Source organism: Comamonas sp. JNW (assembly GCF_003105075.1).
Lineage (GTDB): Bacteria > Pseudomonadota > Gammaproteobacteria > Burkholderiales > Burkholderiaceae_C > Comamonas > Comamonas squillarum.
This window is the reverse complement of the sequence record NZ_QETI01000004.1, coordinates 180,668-196,383: the sequence shown is the minus strand read 5'-3', so window position 1 is coordinate 196,383 and position 15,716 is coordinate 180,668. Positions and strand designations below refer to the sequence as shown.

Genomic DNA, 15,716 nt, shown 5'->3' with positions numbered 1-15,716 from the left:
GATCGTTTCGGGGGCGTGTTCAGGCGGCTACCGGTTGCTGGGCCAGCACTTTGTCGATGGCATCGCCCAGGCGCTCGACCACCTGGTCCAGCTCGGCCTCGCCGCTGATAAAGGGCGGCGCCAGCAGCACATGGTCGCCATGCAGGCCGTCGATCGTGCCACCCATCGGGTAGCACAGCAAGCCCTGCTCCATCGCCTGCGCCTTGACCTTGGCATGCAGCTTGAACGCCGGGTCAAACGTCGCCTTGCTGCTGCGGTCCTGCACCAGCTCCACGCCCCAGAACAGGCCCCGGCCCCGGATATCACCGACATGCGGGTGCTCGTCAAAACGCGCATGCAGCTGCTTTTGCAGATAGGCGCCGCGTGCCAGCACCTGGGGCAGCAACTGGTCGCGCTGTATCACCTGCTGCACCGCCAGCGCGGCGGCCGCCGCCATCGCATGGCCGATGTAGGTATGGCCATGCTGGAACAGGCCACTGCCGCGCCGCATGGCCTCCACAATCTTGCGCTGGGCCAGCACCGCGCCAATCGGCTGGTAGCCGCCGCCCAGGCCTTTGGCAATGGTCATCAGATCGGGGCTGATGCCCTCTTGCTCGACCGCATGCAAGCTGCCGGTGCGGCCCATGCCGCACATCACCTCGTCGGCAATCAGCAAGATGCCATAGCGGTCGCACAGCGCGCGCAGGCCCTGCCAGTAGCCGGCAGGGGCGGCCACCGCGCCCAGGGTCGCACCCACCACGGGCTCGGCGACAAAGGCGATCACCTTGTCCGGGCCCAGCTCTTGGAACTTGGCATCGATCTCGGCCAGCAAACGCGCCACATAGGCGGGCTGGCTCTCGCCGTCCAGGCGGTCGCGGTATTCATAGGCGGGGGCCACGCGCCCCACGTCCATCAGGATGGGGGCAAACTGCTTGCGGCGCCATTCATTGCCGCCCACGGCCAAGGCACCCAAGGTGTTGCCGTGGTAGCTTTGGCGGCGCGCGACAAAGTGCGTGCGCTCGGGCTGGCCGATCTCGACAAAATACTGGCGCGCCATTTTCAGCGCGGCCTCGACCGCCTCGGAGCCGCCGGAGACAAAGTAGACATCGGTCATGCCCGCGGGCGCATGCGCGACCAGGTGGTCGGCCAGCGCCTCTTGCACCTCGGTGGTGAAAAAGCTGGTGTGGGCATAGGCCAGCTGGTCGAGCTGGCGGTGCATCGCTGCCAGCACATCCGGGTGGGCATGGCCCAGGCACGACACGGCTGCCCCGCCACTGGCATCCAGGTAGGCCTTACCGGCCTGGTCAAACAATTCCACGCCTTTGCCGCCGACCGCAACAAGAGGAACCTGGGCCAGAGAACGATGGATGACATGGCTCATGCGAGCACTCCTTGACAATGCGTCACCAGCCCTGCGCCGGCAGCGATACGCACAGTATAAGGATCATTTGTAATTTTTCAATAGATTAATGGATCATTTGCTCCATTTCCACCTATTTCTGTTCCCAGGCTTCCCCTTCCCTCCCTGTCGCTATCCGTTCAACGCAAGCCGCCTACATAGCGCTTGGCCGAGGCCACCAGCCCCTGCGGTGCAGCCGGATCGCTGGCAGGGGCCGGCGCCGCTGGGGCGGGTGCGCCCGGCAGGCTGGCCGCAAAGCGCTGCGCCAGGCGCTCCAGCTCCGCATCCTGGTTGGCCAGCGCATGGCTCAGCGCAAAGCGCGCCATCGCCTGGCCGTAGGCGGTATCGCTGGCCATCCACTCGGTATCGGTCACCCGGCCCGTCTTGCGGCGCAGCGCCACATGCAAATGCGCGGCGATGGCCAGGCGTTCACTGTCGTTCATACAAGCTCCTCCATGGCAGAACCTGAGGGGCAGGCGGCAGGCACAGAGCGCTGCAGCCTGGTGGCCCGGCGGCACCCGGTGGCGCCGGGCCTATCACGCTAGTTTTGGCTTTCCTGGTGCAGGCTGATATCCAGCCCATCGATCTCCTGCTGCGCCGTCACCCGCAAAGGCAGAACCACGCGGATAACGGTCAGCAAAATGGCAGTGCCCGCCGCGCTGTAAATAGCCACGGCCGCCACGGCCACCAGCTGGTTGAGAACCGTGGCATCCACGCCGGCAATGGCGCGGTCGGCAAACAAGGCGGTGAGCAGCGAGCCGGCAATGCCGCCCACGCCGTGCACGCCAAACACATCGAGCGAGTCGTCCACACCCAGGCGGCGCTTGAGCCAGGTGGCGCCCCAAAAGCAGGCTACGCCAGCCATCAGGCCGATGGCGACTGCGCCGCCCACCTGTACAAAACCGGCCGCCGGTGTGATGGCCACTAGACCGCCAATCAGGCCCGAGAGCACGCCCAGCAAGGTGGGCGCGCCGCGCACCCACCACTCGACCAGCATCCAGGACAGCGCGCCGGCAGCAGCGGCCACCATGGTCACCAGCATCGCCAGCGCCGCACGGCCATCGGCCGACAGGGCAGAGCCCGCGTTAAAGCCAAACCAGCCAATCAGCAGCAGCGCGGCACCCATCGCCGTCCAGCCCAGGCTGTGCGGCTCAAAGGCCTGGCGGCCATAGCCCTGGCGCCGGCCCAGCATGGCCGCGCAGACGAGGGCCGAGACGCCCGCATTGACGTGCACCACCGCGCCACCGGCAAAGTCCAGCGCGCCCAGCTTGTTGAGCCAGCCATCGCTCTCCCAGACCCAGTGGGCGACCGGCGCATAGACCAGCACGCTCCACAGCGCCGAGAACAGCAGCAGCGCCGAAAAGCGCATGCGCTCGACCACGGCGCCAATGATCAAGGTGGTGGTGATGACGGCAAAGGCCATCTGGAACAGCGCATAGAGCGACTCGGGCAGATGGGGCGCCAGGTGGCTGACCGACACGGTGCCCGCTGCCGCATCCAGGCGCATCGATGAGAACCAGGCCCGGTCCAGCCCGCCCAGCCAGGCCGTGGACTTGCTGAAGGCCAGCGAGTAGCCCAGCGCAAACCAGGTGAGTGACACCACCGCCGCCACCGCAAACACGGCCACCACCGTGTTGACCACGTTCTTGCGCCGCACCAACCCGGCATAGAAGAGCGCAATGCCCGGCAGTGTCATCAGCAACACCAGCACCGTAGAGACCAAGAGCCAGGCCGTATCGGCCTTGTCAATCGCAGCCATCTGCACCATTTGCATGCCATCCCCTTTTTACGTTGTCATCCATTGCGGGTTTGTTTCAAAAGGTAGCAGTTTCTATGCCATGGAGCGGGAAAGCGCCTGGATACGCGGTCTGCGGGCATGCGCAGGGGTGGCCAGGCCGCCGGCCTATGCCCGATCGCACCACATCGGTGCCATGGGCCTTGGAGCAGCCACCAACGGAAAACCGGCGCATGCATCGCTGCAGGCGCCGGTTCTGTCTGAGGGGACTACAACGGAATTCAGTCCGCCGCCAGTACCTTGCCCGGGTTCATCAGCCCCAGCGGATCGAGCGCCTGCTTGATCGTCCGCATGGCGGCCAGCTCCTGCGGCGTGCGGCTAAAACCCAGGTAGGGCATCTTGTGCAGGCCAATGCCATGCTCGGCCGAGACGCTGCCCTGGAACTGCTGCACCAGGCCGTACAGCACGGCCTCCAGCGCCTCGTCCTCGCCATTGATGGTTTGGCTGTCGGTCGTGACATGCAGGTTGCCGTCGCCCACATGGCCAAAGAACAGGCTGTGGTGGCCAGGCCAGCGCGCATCAAAGGCGGCGCGGCAGGCCGCAGCAAAGCGGCCAATATCCACCTGGGGCAGGCTGACGTCAAAGTTCACCGGCGGGTGCATGTGCGCCGTCATCTCGGCGGGCGCCTCGCGCAGCTTCCACAGGCTTTTGGCCTGCTCGCTCGACTGCGCAATCACTGCATCCACCACCTCACCGGCCTCCATGGCCTCGCCCAGGGCCTCTTCCACCGCAGCGCGCAGCGCAGCCTCGTCCTTGCCATCCACATCGATCAGCGCCTGCAGCGGGTGCTGCTGGGCAAACGCCGGCTGCAGCTTTTGCCACTGGATGGAGGTCTGCACAAAGTCGCTCCACATCAGCTCGAACGCGGCCACGCTGTTGCCAAAGCGGGCCTGCATGCGCGCCAGCACCGCCAGCGCTTCGTCAAAGCCCGGCAGCGCCACCATGCAGGTGGCCTTGGCCTGCGGGGCGGGCCGCAGGCGCAGCAGCACGCGGGTGATGATGCCCAAGGTGCCTTCGGCACCGATAAAGAACTGCTTGAGGTCGTAGCCGGTGTTGTTCTTCAGCATGGGGCGCAGCATCGGCAGCACCGTGCCATCTGCCAGCACCACCTCCAGCCCCAGCACCTGCTCGCGCATCATGCCGTTTTGCAGCACGCCATTGCCGCCCGCATTGGTCGAGACATTGCCGCCAATCTGGCAGCTGCCGCGCGCGCCCAGGTCCACGCCAAACACCCAGCCCGCCGCCACGGCCGCTTCCTGCACCGCCTGCAGGGTGACGCCGGCCTGCACCGTCATCAGGCCGGTGCGTGCATTCACGTCCTCGATCTGCTGCATGCGGTCCAAAGCCACCGCCACGCCCTGGGCCACTGGCACGGCCGCGCCGGCCAGGCCGGTCAGCCCGCCCTGGGGCACCACGGGCACCCGGTGGGCATGGCAGATGCGCAGCAAGGCGCTGACCTCTTCGGTGCTGCGCGGGCGCAGCAGCGCCAGCGGCGGCACCGGCGGCGTTCCGCTCCAGTCGGTCCAGTACTTCTCGGGGATGGCGCCCGCGCCGCGCGAAAAGCCGTTGGGGCCCAGCGCTTGCTCAAGATCGGTCCAGAAAGCCGCCGCAGGAGCGGCTGCCGCGTTGTCGGTGCGAGAGGTAGTCATAGACCGCTATTGTCGGGCGGTTTGCCTGACAGGCGCGGCCCGCCAGCAGCAAAACCTGCTGGGCCACTACAGCAAAAAACGGCATCCCAGGCCTGCCGTGCAAGCCCTGGATACCGTTTGCGGAGGCGTTGGAATCAGCGTGCCGATTGCTGCACGTAAGCCAGCAAGGTCTCCACCATGCGGCGCACATGGGGCTGCACCTTGGCGGCCACGGCCGGCAGGTAGTCAAAGGGCATGTGCTCCTGCATATAGCTGCTCTGCGTCATCTCCAGCTGGATGGCATGCACGTTCAGCGCCGGCTGGCCATAGTGGCGCGTGATGTAGCCGCCCTGGAAGCGGCCATTGAGCACGCTGGTAAAACCGTCAGCCTCACCCTTGCGGGCCTCGGCCAGCAGCGCCTCGCCCAGGCCTTCGCCGCAGCTCGCACCCTTGTTGGTGCCCAGGTTCAGATCGGGCAGCTTGCCGTCAAAAAAGCGCGGCAGCACCGACTGGATCGAGTGCGCATCCCACAGGCCGGCTGCGCCATGCTGGGCCTTGATGCGGGCCAGCTCGGCGGCCAGCTGGTCGTGGTAGGGCTTCCAGACCTGGTCGCGGCGCTGGGCAATCTCGGCGTCATCGGGCTGCAGCGCGGCGCTTTGGTAGACGGGGGTGTCGGCAAAGGTGTCGACCGGGCACAGGCCCGTCACGCTCTGGCCGGGGTAGAGGCTGGCGCCATCGGGGGGGCGGTTCATGTCCACCACCAGGCGCGAATGCGTGGCCACCAGGGTCGAGGCCCCGATCTCCTGCGCAAACGCATAGAGCAGCGGCAGGTGCCAGTCGGTGTCATGCACCTCGCGCGCCTCGGGCGTGAAGCGCTCGGCCAGCGCGGGCGGCACATAGGTGCCCACATGGGGGAAGGAGATCAGCAGCGGCGCCGTGCCTTGGCGGAATTCAAACGCTGCGCGGTCGGTTTCAAAATGCATGGATCACGTCTCCTGAAGAAGTTCGCTGCGCGCGGCGACAAAGCCGCGCTGCGCGCTGTGGTGCAGCCGGTGGCGGCCGTCGGCCACGCGGCACTGGCCGCCCACCCAGACACTGGCCACCGCACTGCTGCGGCTGCTGGCAAACACATGGGCATCGAGCTGCTCGGCAGCGGGCAGCCCGGCCAGCGCCAGGTGCTGGCCATCGAGCACCACAAAATCGGCCTGCTGGCCCACGGCCAGGCCGGCCACTGCGCGGCCACTGGCCTGCGCGCCGCCCTGCACCGCTGCCAACAGCATATGGCTGCCCACATGGGGCTGCTGGGCACTGGCCGCCACATTGCGCTGCTGCGATTGCAGGCGCTGGCTGTACTCCAGCATCATCAGCTCTTCGGCGGCGTTCACGCCGATGTGGCTGTCCGAGCCAATGCCCCAGCGGCCGGCACCGGCCTGCCAGCGCGGCAGGTCAAAGATGCCGTCGCCCAGGTTGGCTTCCGTCAGCGGGCACAGGCCCGCCACCGCCTGCGAGGCGGCTGCGGCTGCGTATTCGGCCTCATCCATGTGCGTGGCATGCACCAGGCACCAGCGCGCGTCCACCGGCATATGGTCCAGCAGCCAGGCCACCGGGCGCTGGCCGCTCCAGGCGACGCAGGCGTTGACCTCAGCCATCTGCTCGGCAATGTGGATGTGTACGGGCGCCTGGGCGCTCAGCGCATGCAGGCCCTGCACGGCCTCTTGCAAGGCCTCGGGCGCCACCGCGCGCAGCGAGTGCGGCGCCAGGCCCAGCGCCGCGCCTTGGGCGGCGCAGGCGGGGGCCAAGGTCTCCAGCAGGCGCAGCATGTTGTCGGTGCTGCGGATAAAACGCTTTTGCCCGTCATGGGGTGCCTGGCCGCCAAAGCCGCTGTTCTGGTAGAGCACCGGCAGCAAGGTGATGCCGATGCCCGCTGTCTGCGCGGCACGCAGCAGCGCCAGGCTCAGCTCGCCATCGGGGGCGTAGGCCTGGCCATCGGGCTGGTGGTGCAGGTAGTGGAACTCGCAGACGCTGGTGTAGCCCGCTTCGAGCATCTCGATGTAGAGCCAGGTGGCAATCGCCTCCAGGTGCTGGGGCCCCAGGCGCGCGGCAAAGCGGTACATCAGGTTGCGCCAGCTCCAAAAGCTGTCCTGCGCCTGGCCGCGGAACTCCGAGAGCCCGGCAAAGCCGCGCTGGAACGCATGCGAATGCAGGTTGGGCATGCCCGGCAGCACCGGTCCGCCGGCCTGCGCCACGCCGGCGCAGCGGGCCGCATCCACTCCCGTTTCGATGGAGCTGAAGAGGCCTTGCGCATCCCAGCGCAGCAGCACGTTCTGCGCCCAGCCCGTGGGCAGCAAGGCCTGGGCGGCAAACAGTTGGTTATGGGTATTCATCGCATCAGACACCGGCTGCTACCTCCTGCAGCGCGACAGCGATCAACAGGGCGTCGTCGCTGCTCGCTTCCAGCTGCAGCGGCTGGCCGGGCGCAGCGGTCCAGTACAGGCCATCTTCGCCACCGGCCACCAGCGCAGCGGCTTGCGCAGGCAGGCGCCAGCTGCCAGCCCGCGCCAGCAGCAGGCCCTGGGCACTGCCCAGCTGCAGGCTGCCACCCCGGTGGATCGTCACCTGCGCCTGCACGCGGCCGCGCCGGGTCATCACATTCAGATCCTGCGAGGCGCCACCCAGCAGCTGGCAGTCCAGCGCCACATCGCCCGAGAACGCAAAGGGCTGCAGGCAGTGCTGCAACAAATGGTCCACGCTGCCATCGGCAGCCTGCAAATGCACGCCATCACCACCCAGCAAGGTGATGATGCGGTCCACCCCGGCAAAGGCCGAGAACGGCCCACTGCTGGCGATCTGCGCAATGCTGATGCGCCAGGCAAAACTGTCGATGCTGGCGCCAGGCGGCCAGCACAGCACCTCTTGCGTCGTGCCGCCGCCGTTCTTCCATGGCGCGGCGGGCAGCGCGCTGCTGCTGAAAAATTGCATGCTCATCCCTGCCCGTTTATTGCTTTGTCAACACGGCCTGCAAAAAGCTGCGTGTGCGCTCCGCGGTCGGGTTGCTGAAGATGGTCTGCGGGTCACCGGCTTCGATGATGCCGCCGCCATCCATGACGACGACCACATCGGCCACTTCCTTGGCAAAGCCCATTTCATGGGTGACCACCATCATGGTCATGCCTTCGGCGGCCAGCATCTTCATCACCTGCAGCACCTCGCCCACCAGCTCGGGGTCGAGCGCCGAGGTCGGCTCGTCAAACAGCATCACTTTGGGCCGCATGGCCAGCGCGCGCGCAATCGCCACGCGCTGCTTCTGCCCGCCCGAGAGGCTGCCGGGCATCGCATCGGCCTTGTGGCCCAGGCCCACTTTTTTCAGCAGGTCATGGGCCAGCGCATCGGCATCCTTGCGGCTCAGGCCGTGGAGCTTGCGCGGGCCCAGCGTCACGTTGTCCAGCACCGACAGGTGCGGAAACAGGTTGAAGGACTGGAACACCATGCCCACCTCTTCGCGCAGCGCATTGAGGGCTTTTTCGGGCAGCATCTGGCCGTCCTGCACCAGGGTGCGGCCACAGATGTCGATGCGGCCGCCCTGCGGGGCTTCGAGCCCATTGCAGCAGCGCAGGAACGTGCTCTTGCCCGAGCCGCTGGGGCCGATGACGACCACCACCTGCTGGGGCTGCACATCGAAGTCGATGCCATCGAGCACCACATGCGTGCCAAAGGCCTTGCGCAGGCCACGGATGCGGATCATGGATTCGGAAAGTTGGGGAGCTGCGGTCATTGCACCATGCCTCCAGCGCGCAGGCGCTTTTCAAAATGGCGCAGGGCCAGGGTGGTCACGCCGGTCAATACAAAATAAATCACGGCAATCGCCAAATACACTTCCAGCGAGCGGTAGGAGACGCTGATGATCTTCTGGCCCTGGTGCATCACATCATGGATGGTCAGCAGCGAGACCAGCGCCGAGTTCTTGATCAGCGCGATGAACTCATTGCCCAGTGGCGGAATCATGCGCACGATGGCCTGGGGCAGGATCACCGAGAGCATGGCCTGGCCCGACGACATGCCGATGGAGCGCGCCGCCTCCATCTGGCCGCGGTCGATGGACTGGATGGCGCCGCGCACCACTTCGGACACATAGGCGCCCGAGTAGATGCCCAGGCCCAGCACGCCGCAGGCAAAGGCCGGCAGCATGATGCCAAACTGCGGCAGCCCGAAGAACAGAATGAACAGCTGCACCAGAAGCGGCGTGCCCCGGATGGCGGCCACATAGGCCGTGCAGATGCCGTAGATGATCCTGTTCTTGGGGTTGAGCCGGCCAATGCCGATCAGCAGACCCATCACGCAGCCCAGCACCAGCGCAGCGGCCGTGATCTCCACCGTCACCGCTGCACCGCGCAGCAGATCGGGCCACCCTGCCCAAACGGGCGAAAAATCCAAATCCATAGTCAATCCTGTCGTCTCAGATCAGCGCACTGCCTGGGCAGCGCGCTGCGGCACCCTTGCCAATTACTTGCTGCTGGGGAACCACTTGTCCACGATGGCCTTGTAGCCACCGTCGGCCTTGAGCTGCTCGAGCGCCTTGTTCACGGCGGTGGTCAACTCAGGCGTGTCCTTGCGGATGGCCATGCCGTATTCCTCGGTGGTGATCTGCTCGGCCAGCACCTTCATGCCGCCGCGCGTGCGGTTGTACTGGAACGCGGCAGGCTTGCCGGTCACGGCGGCATCGGCGCGGCCGATATCGACCAGGTTGAACATTTCCTGGTTCTTTTCGACCTCAACGCGCTGCACCTTGGGGAAGTGCTCGGTGAGGTAACCCACCGACTTGGTGCCCACCTGCACCGAGACCTTCTTGCCGTCCAGATCGCTCAGCTTGGTGATGGGGCTGCCTTCCTTGACCATGGCCACCAGGCCACCGGCGTAGTAAGGCTGGGTGAAGTCCACCACCTTCTTGCGCTCATCGGTGATGTAGATGGCAGAGACGGCCATGTCGTAGCGCTTGGCGATCAGACCCGGCACCAGGCCCTTGAAGTCGATATCGACCCATTCGACCTTCTTGCCCATCTTGGCCGCGACGGCCTCGACGAGTTCGACGTCAAAACCGGTCTTCTTGCCGTTTTCGACAAATTCCATCGGCGGGAAAGTGGCATCGGTGGCCACGCGCAGCACATTGTTCTGGGCAAAGGCAGCGCCTGCACCACAGGCCAGGGCGATCAAAGAGGTCTTCAAGACCAGGCGACGGAAGTTCATGGGAGAGTCCTTTTTCAATTCAAGTACCAAGCAAAATCGCAATGTCATCCAGCCAGACTGCGGGAGATGCGGGCCGCTGCTGCCAAGGTCGCCTGCACCAGCTGGGCTTGCTGGTGCTGCACGCGCTGCTGCGGGGCCATCAGGCTGAGCGCAGCGACCGCGCGGCGGCCGCTGGCAAACACCGGCACGCTGCAACCCCAGACACCGGCGTCGACCTGGCCCACCGTGGTGATGTAGCCCTGTGTGCGCAGCTCCTGCAGCTCGGCAGCGGCCTCGGCGCGAGCGGGGGTGCCTTCGCCGTAGTGCTGGTTGAGCAGCGCTTCGCGTTGCACGGCGGGCAGGTAGGCCAGCACGCACTTGGCAGAAGCCCCCACCTTCAGCGGCACGCTGCTGCCCTTGTCGAACGAGCAGCGCAGCGACAGTGGGCTTTCCACCATGTCCAGGCAGACGGCCTGGCCATTGGCCGCTACCAAGAGGCCTGCGCTCTCCTGGGTCTGCTGCGACAGCTGCACCAGCACAGGGCGGGCCACATGCACCAAATGGGAGCCATCGTCAAAGCCACGCGCCAGCTGCAGGCCCAGCGGCCCGGGCGCATACAGCGCGCCACTGTCGGCCACAAAGCCAAAGCGCTTGAGGCGCGCGAGCTGCCGGTACAGGCTGCTGCGGGGCAAGCCGGTGCCCTGCATCAGCTCGCTGGCCGACAGCGGCCGCCCGGCGCAGGCCAATACCGCCAGCACCTGCAGCACCCGGTCGGCCGCCGACACCTCGGAACCCGGGGTATCCGCTGCCGTGCGCTCGCTGACCAACAACTCTGTAGCATCCATTCGCAATTCCCATTCTTCGGGACTAGTGACAACAAGGATTTTGCAAGATCAATGCCAGAATTGTCGATTTGCTCCCTGTATTGCACCCTAGCGCAAACCCTAGGTCGGAATTGAATGGCCCATTCAATTCCCATTTATTGGGAATTTGAAATGTAAAAACACCGGCGTGGTGCGGCGCTTGGCGCGCAGGCCAGCGCCGCCGCACCCGTGCAGGGCGGGGTGGACGGGAGAGAGAGGGGAGTGTTTGGGCGGGCCCGTGGTGGGGGCGCCGCTCCATCAGCGTTGAGTCAACGCTTCGTCAGCGCACAGGCTGCGGTCAAAGTGCTGCCAGATAGCCCAAAGCCGCGAGCGGCGCCGTCTCGGCGCGCAAAACACGCGGGCCCAAGGTCACCGGTGCAAAGCCGTTGCCGCGCGCCAGCGCTTCTTCGGCGGGCGACAGGCCGCCTTCGGGGCCAGAGAGGAAGACGAGAGGCTGGGCGCCCGCCTGCTGTACCGCCTGGGCCAGCGGCTGCGTGCCGTCTGCCAGCGACAGCACCAAGCGCTGTGCATCGGCCAGGCCGCCGGCCTTGATCCATTGCACCAGGTCCACCGGTGCATGGATGCGTGGCACCTGGTTGCGGCCGCACTGCTCGCAGGCGCTGGCGGCAATCGCTTGCCAACGCTCCTGGCGCTTGGTGGCGCGGTCGCCCTTGAGGCGGGTGACCGAGCGCTCGGCCTCCAGCGGGGTGATGCTGGCGACGCCCAGCTCGGTCGCCTTCTCCACCAGCCATTCCATGCGCTCGCCAGCGGTAATGCCGGCCAGCAGGTGCACGGCGCGGGCCGCTTCGCGCTCGATCGCTGTGTGGCCCTCAATCTGCACGGTCACATGGCTGCGGCCCATCTGCACGATGGTGGCGTCATATTCACCTGCGGGGCTGCCGGCTACGCCATTGAACAAGGTGATATGTTCGCCCGGCTGCATGCGAAACACCTGCACATGGCGCGCAGCCTCGGGCGGCAGATCCAGTGCAGCGCCTACGCGCAACTCAACGGGGCAGTAAAAACGGGGCATGGTGCTGGGTCAATGTGGATGGCAGGAAAGGGCAGAGATTGAAGCAACGAGGTTCAGCCCCGGCCCATCATCCAGCCGCCTTGCTCCTCGATGCCCTCGACCTCATGGATCAGGCGCATCAGCGGCACCAGCTCGCGGTAGCGCGAGGCCGTCGCGCGGATGTAGTGCAAAAAGCGCGGTGCATCGGCCAGGTAGCGCGGCTTGCCGTCGCGCAAGGTCAGGCGGGCAAAGATGCCAGCCACTTTCAGGTGGCGCTGGATGCCCATCCATTCGACTGCGCGGTAGAAGTCACCAAAATCGGCACCAAAGCCCGAGGGGCTGTCAGCGCCCAGCAGGCCAGCCTTGCGCGCCTTCTCCCAGTAGCGGATGGTGATGTCCACGACAAAGTCTTCTTCCCAGCTGATGAAGGCATCGCGCATCAGGCTGGCAATGTCATAGGTGATCGGGCCGTAGAGCGCATCCTGGAAATCCAGCACGCCCAGCGGCGCACCGGCGCTGGGGGGCACCATCAGGTTGCGCATCATGAAGTCACGGTGCACAAACACGCGTGGCACCGACAGGTTCTGCGCCACGATGGCGTCAAAGGCGTTTTGCAGCACGGCCTGCTGTTTGTCGCTCAGCTGCACCTGGCGGTGCTGGGCGATGTACCAGTCAGGGAACAGCTGCAGCTCGCGGCGCAGCACGGCCTCGTCATAGACGGGCAGCACGCCTTCGCGCGATGCCTTTTGCCAGTCCACCAGGATATCGACCGCCTGCATGTACCACTGGTAGGCGGCCTGGGAATCGGGCGGCTGGAGCTTTTCGATCACCGTCTGCGTGCCCAGATCGGACAGCAGCATGAAGCCGTGAGCGGCATCCCAGTCCAGCACCTGGGGGGCATTCAGGCCAGCCTCGGCCAGCAGCGCTTGCACCTTCACAAAGGGTTCGCTGTTTTCCTTGTCCGGCGGCGCATCCATGATGATGCGCGTGCCGCCCTGCAGGTCGTCCACCCGCAAATAGCGGCGAAAGCTCGCATCGGCAGACGCCAGGCGAACGCTCTCGGGCCGCAGACCATGGCGGGCCGCTACCGCTGCCAGCCAGGGGGCAAACTGCGCGGCGCGGGTGGCATCGGCCCACACGACTGGGGTAACGCCCTGTAAAGATTGCTTGGCGCTGTCAGGCTGGGGTGCTACAGAAGATGCAGCAATAGGGTCAGACATGGGGGAAATAGATTGGCTCATGGATAATGCAGATTCTACAAAGCCCTGCCGCCCGGCTGGGCCCCAGATCCAGATCCGTGTGCATGTATGCACCGCAGATGCACAGGCCAGTGGCTATTTCCCATGGATATTCACGCTTTAACCGATGTGGCGCCAGCCTCGCCCCGCCCTGCAGGCGCCGCCGCAGGGCTGCGCGCGCGCGCAAACACCAACACATCGCCCCGCACCTTGTCCCGCACCCCCCTTAGCTTCTCCCCCACCACCATCGCCCGGCTGTGCATGGCCATGCTCTGGGCATCGCCCGCGCTGGTACTGGCCCAGGCGCCCGCTGGCAGCGATGACGCCGGCCTGGTGCTGCGCGCCAGCCCCCGCCTGCAAGAGAGCCTGAGCTCCGAGCAGCGCGGCAAGATGCCGGTCTACCTCGAGGGCGACGAGCTCACCGGCCAGACGGCGGACATGACCACCGTCACTGGCAATGCCAGCCTGCGCCGCGCCGACACGATGATCCGCGCCGACCGCCTGCGCTTTTACGAGCCCAGCAACACCGCCTATGCCGATGGCAATGTGCACATCAACCGCGCCGGCAGCGTGTTTGACGGCACCGAGCTGCAGATGCAGCTCGATTCGAACGAGGGTTTCTTCAAGGACGCCAACTACCGCCTGCTGCCCAACAACGGCTATGGCGTGGCCTCGCGCGTGGATTTCATCGACCGCGAGCGCTCGGTCGTGCATGACGGCACCTACACCACCTGCCAGCGCGACGACGAGGCCAGCTGGCAGCCCGACTGGATCATCCGTGCTGAAAAAATCAGCATCGACAACCTTGAAGAGGTCGGTGTGGCCGAGAACGGCGTGCTCGAATTCAAGGGCGTGCCGATCATCCCCATCCCCAAGATGAGCTTTCCGCTGTCGGAAAAGCGCAAATCGGGCCTGCTGCCGCCCACGATGTCGCTCGACAGTGACAGCGGCTTCACCTACGCCCAGCCCTATTACTGGAACATTGCGCCCAACCGCGATGCGACGATCACGCCGACGGCCATGGTCAAGCGCGGCCTGGCGCTGGGCGGCGAGTTCCGCTACCTGGAGCCGACCTACAGCGGCACCCTGGCGGGCCTCTACATGCCCGGCGACCGCCTGCGCGACCGCGACCGCTGGTCCTGGCTGTGGATGCACAATGGCAGCCTGGATACGCCCATTGGCGGCCTGGGGCTAAACATCAACGCCAAGCGCGTGAGCGACTCGGACTACTGGCGCGACTTCCAGGGCAACAGCTACAAGCTCAACGAGCGCCTGCTCAACAGCGAAGCCTCGGCCAGCTGGTCGCGCGATGACCACAGCCTGCTGCTGCGTGCGCAGAAGTGGCAGACCCTGCAGGACCCGCTCTCGCCGATCGTGCCGCCGTATGACCGCATGCCCCAGCTGCAGTACCGCTACACGCCGCAGAACCTGCCGCTGGGCCTGGAAGGCTCGATCGAGGCCGATGCCACGCGCTTCCGTGCCGACACCAGCCTGCTCAACCAGCCCAATGCCGACCGGGGCTATATCCAGGCCGAGCTGAGCCGACCCTTCATTGCGCCGCAGGGCTACATCACGCCCAAGCTGATGCTCAACACCCGGCACTACAACTTTGACAACTCGGGCCTGGCCACTGTCAGCAGCGCCAGCATCACCGTGCCCACCGTCAGCCTCGACAGCGGCCTGACCTTTGAGCGCAGCACACGCCTGTTTGGCCGCAACCTGATCCAGACGCTGGAGCCGCGCGCCTTCTACACCTACACGCCCTACCGTGACCAGAGCATGATCCCGGTCTACGACACGGCGCCGTACGACTTCAGCTTTGCGACCATCTTCAGCTCGAACTCGTTCAGCGGCTATGACCGCATTGCCGACAACAATATGCTGACCGTGGGCGCCACCACGCGCTTTCTCGATGCCGAGACCGGCGCCGAGGCCGCGCGCTTTGGCATCGCCCAGCGCCTGCGCTTCTCGGACCAGCGCGTGGTCATGCCCAATGCCAGCTCGGTCGAAGAGCGCTGGTCGGACATCATGCTGGGCGCGGGCATCAACTGGACACCCAAGTGGGGCTTTGACACCACGGTGCAGTTCAACCCGGACAGCGGCCGCTCGGTGCGCTCGACCATGCAGGCGCGCTACAAGCCCGGCGACTACAAGACGCTGGCACTGGCCTACCGCTACCAGGCGCAGAACAGCGAGCAGATGGACCTGGGCTGGCAATGGCCAGTCAATGAAATCTTTGGCTCCGGGGGCAAAAAAGCCAAGGGCGAAGGCCGCTGGTACACTGTGGGCCGCCTGAACTACAGCATGCGCGACAAGAAACTGGTGGACTCTGTGGTCGGTGTGGAATACGCCGGATGCTGCTGGAGCAGCCGCATTGTGCTGCAGCGCTTGCAGAACTCGCTGGTGCAGTCCAACACCAAGCTGCTGTTCCAGATGGAATTTACCGGCCTGACCAAACTCACCCTGGGCGCTGACCCGCTGGCCAGCATGCGCGAAAACGTGCCCGGCTACCAGTCTCTGCCCAGCGGCAACGGCGCTGCAGTGCCCAGCCGTTTCAGCAATTACGATTGAAGCATTCCCTG

At 65.8% G+C, this 15,716-nt stretch carries 14 protein-coding genes; 1 reads left to right on the top strand and 13 read right to left on the bottom strand.

Translation table 11 applies throughout. The features are described 5' to 3' along the window. Positions 1–19 precede the first annotated feature (19 nt). The 13 genes from DCO45_RS08385 to DCO45_RS08325 form a co-directional block, all read right to left on the bottom strand. Positions 20–1,360 carry an aspartate aminotransferase family protein gene (locus DCO45_RS08385; RefSeq protein ID WP_116925417.1) on the bottom strand — a complete coding sequence of 447 codons (1,341 nt, stop codon included), beginning with the start codon at positions 1,358–1,360 and terminating at the stop codon, positions 20–22. A 158-nt stretch (positions 1,361–1,518) separates the two neighbouring features. After that, a complete protein-coding gene (locus DCO45_RS08380; protein WP_116925416.1) occupies positions 1,519–1,821 on the bottom strand; it encodes a hypothetical protein in 303 nt (100 codons plus the stop codon). A 98-nt stretch (positions 1,822–1,919) separates the two neighbouring features. Continuing rightward, complete coding sequence (locus DCO45_RS08375; RefSeq protein WP_116925415.1) at positions 1,920–3,152, bottom strand: ammonium transporter; 1,233 nt, start codon at positions 3,150–3,152, stop codon at positions 1,920–1,922. 242 nt (positions 3,153–3,394) lie between these two features. Next, a complete protein-coding gene (locus DCO45_RS08370) occupies positions 3,395–4,822 on the bottom strand; it encodes an FAD-binding oxidoreductase (protein ID WP_116925414.1) in 1,428 nt (475 codons plus the stop codon). A 134-nt stretch (positions 4,823–4,956) separates the two neighbouring features. Further along, complete coding sequence (gene hutG / locus DCO45_RS08365) at positions 4,957–5,784, bottom strand: N-formylglutamate deformylase (RefSeq protein WP_116925413.1); 828 nt, start codon at positions 5,782–5,784, stop codon at positions 4,957–4,959. A 3-nt stretch (positions 5,785–5,787) separates the two neighbouring features. Beyond that, positions 5,788–7,185: a formimidoylglutamate deiminase gene (locus DCO45_RS08360; RefSeq protein ID WP_116925412.1), complete on the bottom strand. Its 1,398-nt coding sequence runs from the start codon at positions 7,183–7,185 to the stop codon at positions 5,788–5,790. Positions 7,186–7,189: 4 nt separating this feature from the next. Next, a complete protein-coding gene (locus DCO45_RS08355; RefSeq protein ID WP_116925522.1) occupies positions 7,190–7,780 on the bottom strand; it encodes a HutD family protein in 591 nt (196 codons plus the stop codon). Positions 7,781–7,796: 16 nt separating this feature from the next. After that, a complete protein-coding gene (locus tag DCO45_RS08350; RefSeq protein ID WP_116925411.1) occupies positions 7,797–8,573 on the bottom strand; it encodes an amino acid ABC transporter ATP-binding protein in 777 nt (258 codons plus the stop codon). Further along, complete coding sequence (locus DCO45_RS08345; RefSeq protein WP_116925410.1) at positions 8,570–9,238, bottom strand: amino acid ABC transporter permease; 669 nt, start codon at positions 9,236–9,238, stop codon at positions 8,570–8,572. The genes DCO45_RS08350 and DCO45_RS08345 overlap by 4 nt, the downstream gene beginning before the upstream one ends. A 63-nt stretch (positions 9,239–9,301) precedes the next feature. Continuing rightward, the gene (locus DCO45_RS08340; protein WP_116925409.1) at positions 9,302–10,042 is read right to left on the bottom strand and encodes a transporter substrate-binding domain-containing protein; all 741 of its coding nucleotides are present in this window, start codon (positions 10,040–10,042) and stop codon (positions 9,302–9,304) included. Positions 10,043–10,086: 44 nt separating this feature from the next. Continuing rightward, positions 10,087–10,866, bottom strand: a complete 780-nt coding sequence (locus DCO45_RS08335; RefSeq protein WP_116925408.1) for an IclR family transcriptional regulator — start codon at positions 10,864–10,866, stop codon at positions 10,087–10,089. 316 nt (positions 10,867–11,182) lie between these two features. Further along, complete coding sequence (locus DCO45_RS08330) at positions 11,183–11,917, bottom strand: 16S rRNA (uracil(1498)-N(3))-methyltransferase (protein ID WP_116925407.1); 735 nt, start codon at positions 11,915–11,917, stop codon at positions 11,183–11,185. 53 nt (positions 11,918–11,970) lie between these two features. Further along, complete coding sequence (locus DCO45_RS08325; RefSeq protein ID WP_116925406.1) at positions 11,971–13,116, bottom strand: phosphotransferase; 1,146 nt, start codon at positions 13,114–13,116, stop codon at positions 11,971–11,973. A 228-nt stretch (positions 13,117–13,344) separates the two neighbouring features. Here DCO45_RS08325 and DCO45_RS08320 point away from each other — a divergent pair, with 228 nt between their 5' ends. Beyond that, positions 13,345–15,705 (top strand): LPS-assembly protein LptD, encoded by a 2,361-nt coding sequence (locus tag DCO45_RS08320; RefSeq protein WP_313900067.1) that lies wholly within the window; start codon positions 13,345–13,347, stop codon positions 15,703–15,705. Positions 15,706–15,716 lie beyond the last annotated feature (11 nt).

What these genes read in the sequence shown, in the direction of transcription:
- DCO45_RS08385 (WP_116925417.1), bottom strand. Translation starts at nt 1,360, where the DNA reads ATGAGCCATGTCATCCATCGTTCTCTGGCCCAGGTTCCTCTTGTTGCG.
- DCO45_RS08380 (WP_116925416.1), bottom strand. Translation starts at nt 1,821, where the DNA reads ATGAACGACAGTGAACGCCTGGCCATCGCCGCGCATTTGCATGTGGCG.
- DCO45_RS08375 (WP_116925415.1), bottom strand. Translation starts at nt 3,152, where the DNA reads ATGCAAATGGTGCAGATGGCTGCGATTGACAAGGCCGATACGGCCTGG.
- DCO45_RS08370 (WP_116925414.1), bottom strand. Translation starts at nt 4,822, where the DNA reads ATGACTACCTCTCGCACCGACAACGCGGCAGCCGCTCCTGCGGCGGCT.
- hutG (WP_116925413.1), bottom strand. Translation starts at nt 5,784, where the DNA reads ATGCATTTTGAAACCGACCGCGCAGCGTTTGAATTCCGCCAAGGCACG.
- DCO45_RS08360 (WP_116925412.1), bottom strand. Translation starts at nt 7,185, where the DNA reads ATGAATACCCATAACCAACTGTTTGCCGCCCAGGCCTTGCTGCCCACG.
- DCO45_RS08355 (WP_116925522.1), bottom strand. Translation starts at nt 7,780, where the DNA reads ATGCAATTTTTCAGCAGCAGCGCGCTGCCCGCCGCGCCATGGAAGAAC.
- DCO45_RS08350 (WP_116925411.1), bottom strand. Translation starts at nt 8,573, where the DNA reads ATGACCGCAGCTCCCCAACTTTCCGAATCCATGATCCGCATCCGTGGC.
- DCO45_RS08345 (WP_116925410.1), bottom strand. Translation starts at nt 9,238, where the DNA reads ATGGATTTGGATTTTTCGCCCGTTTGGGCAGGGTGGCCCGATCTGCTG.
- DCO45_RS08340 (WP_116925409.1), bottom strand. Translation starts at nt 10,042, where the DNA reads ATGAACTTCCGTCGCCTGGTCTTGAAGACCTCTTTGATCGCCCTGGCC.
- DCO45_RS08335 (WP_116925408.1), bottom strand. Translation starts at nt 10,866, where the DNA reads ATGGATGCTACAGAGTTGTTGGTCAGCGAGCGCACGGCAGCGGATACC.
- DCO45_RS08330 (WP_116925407.1), bottom strand. Translation starts at nt 11,917, where the DNA reads ATGCCCCGTTTTTACTGCCCCGTTGAGTTGCGCGTAGGCGCTGCACTG.
- DCO45_RS08325 (WP_116925406.1), bottom strand. Translation starts at nt 13,116, where the DNA reads ATGTCTGACCCTATTGCTGCATCTTCTGTAGCACCCCAGCCTGACAGC.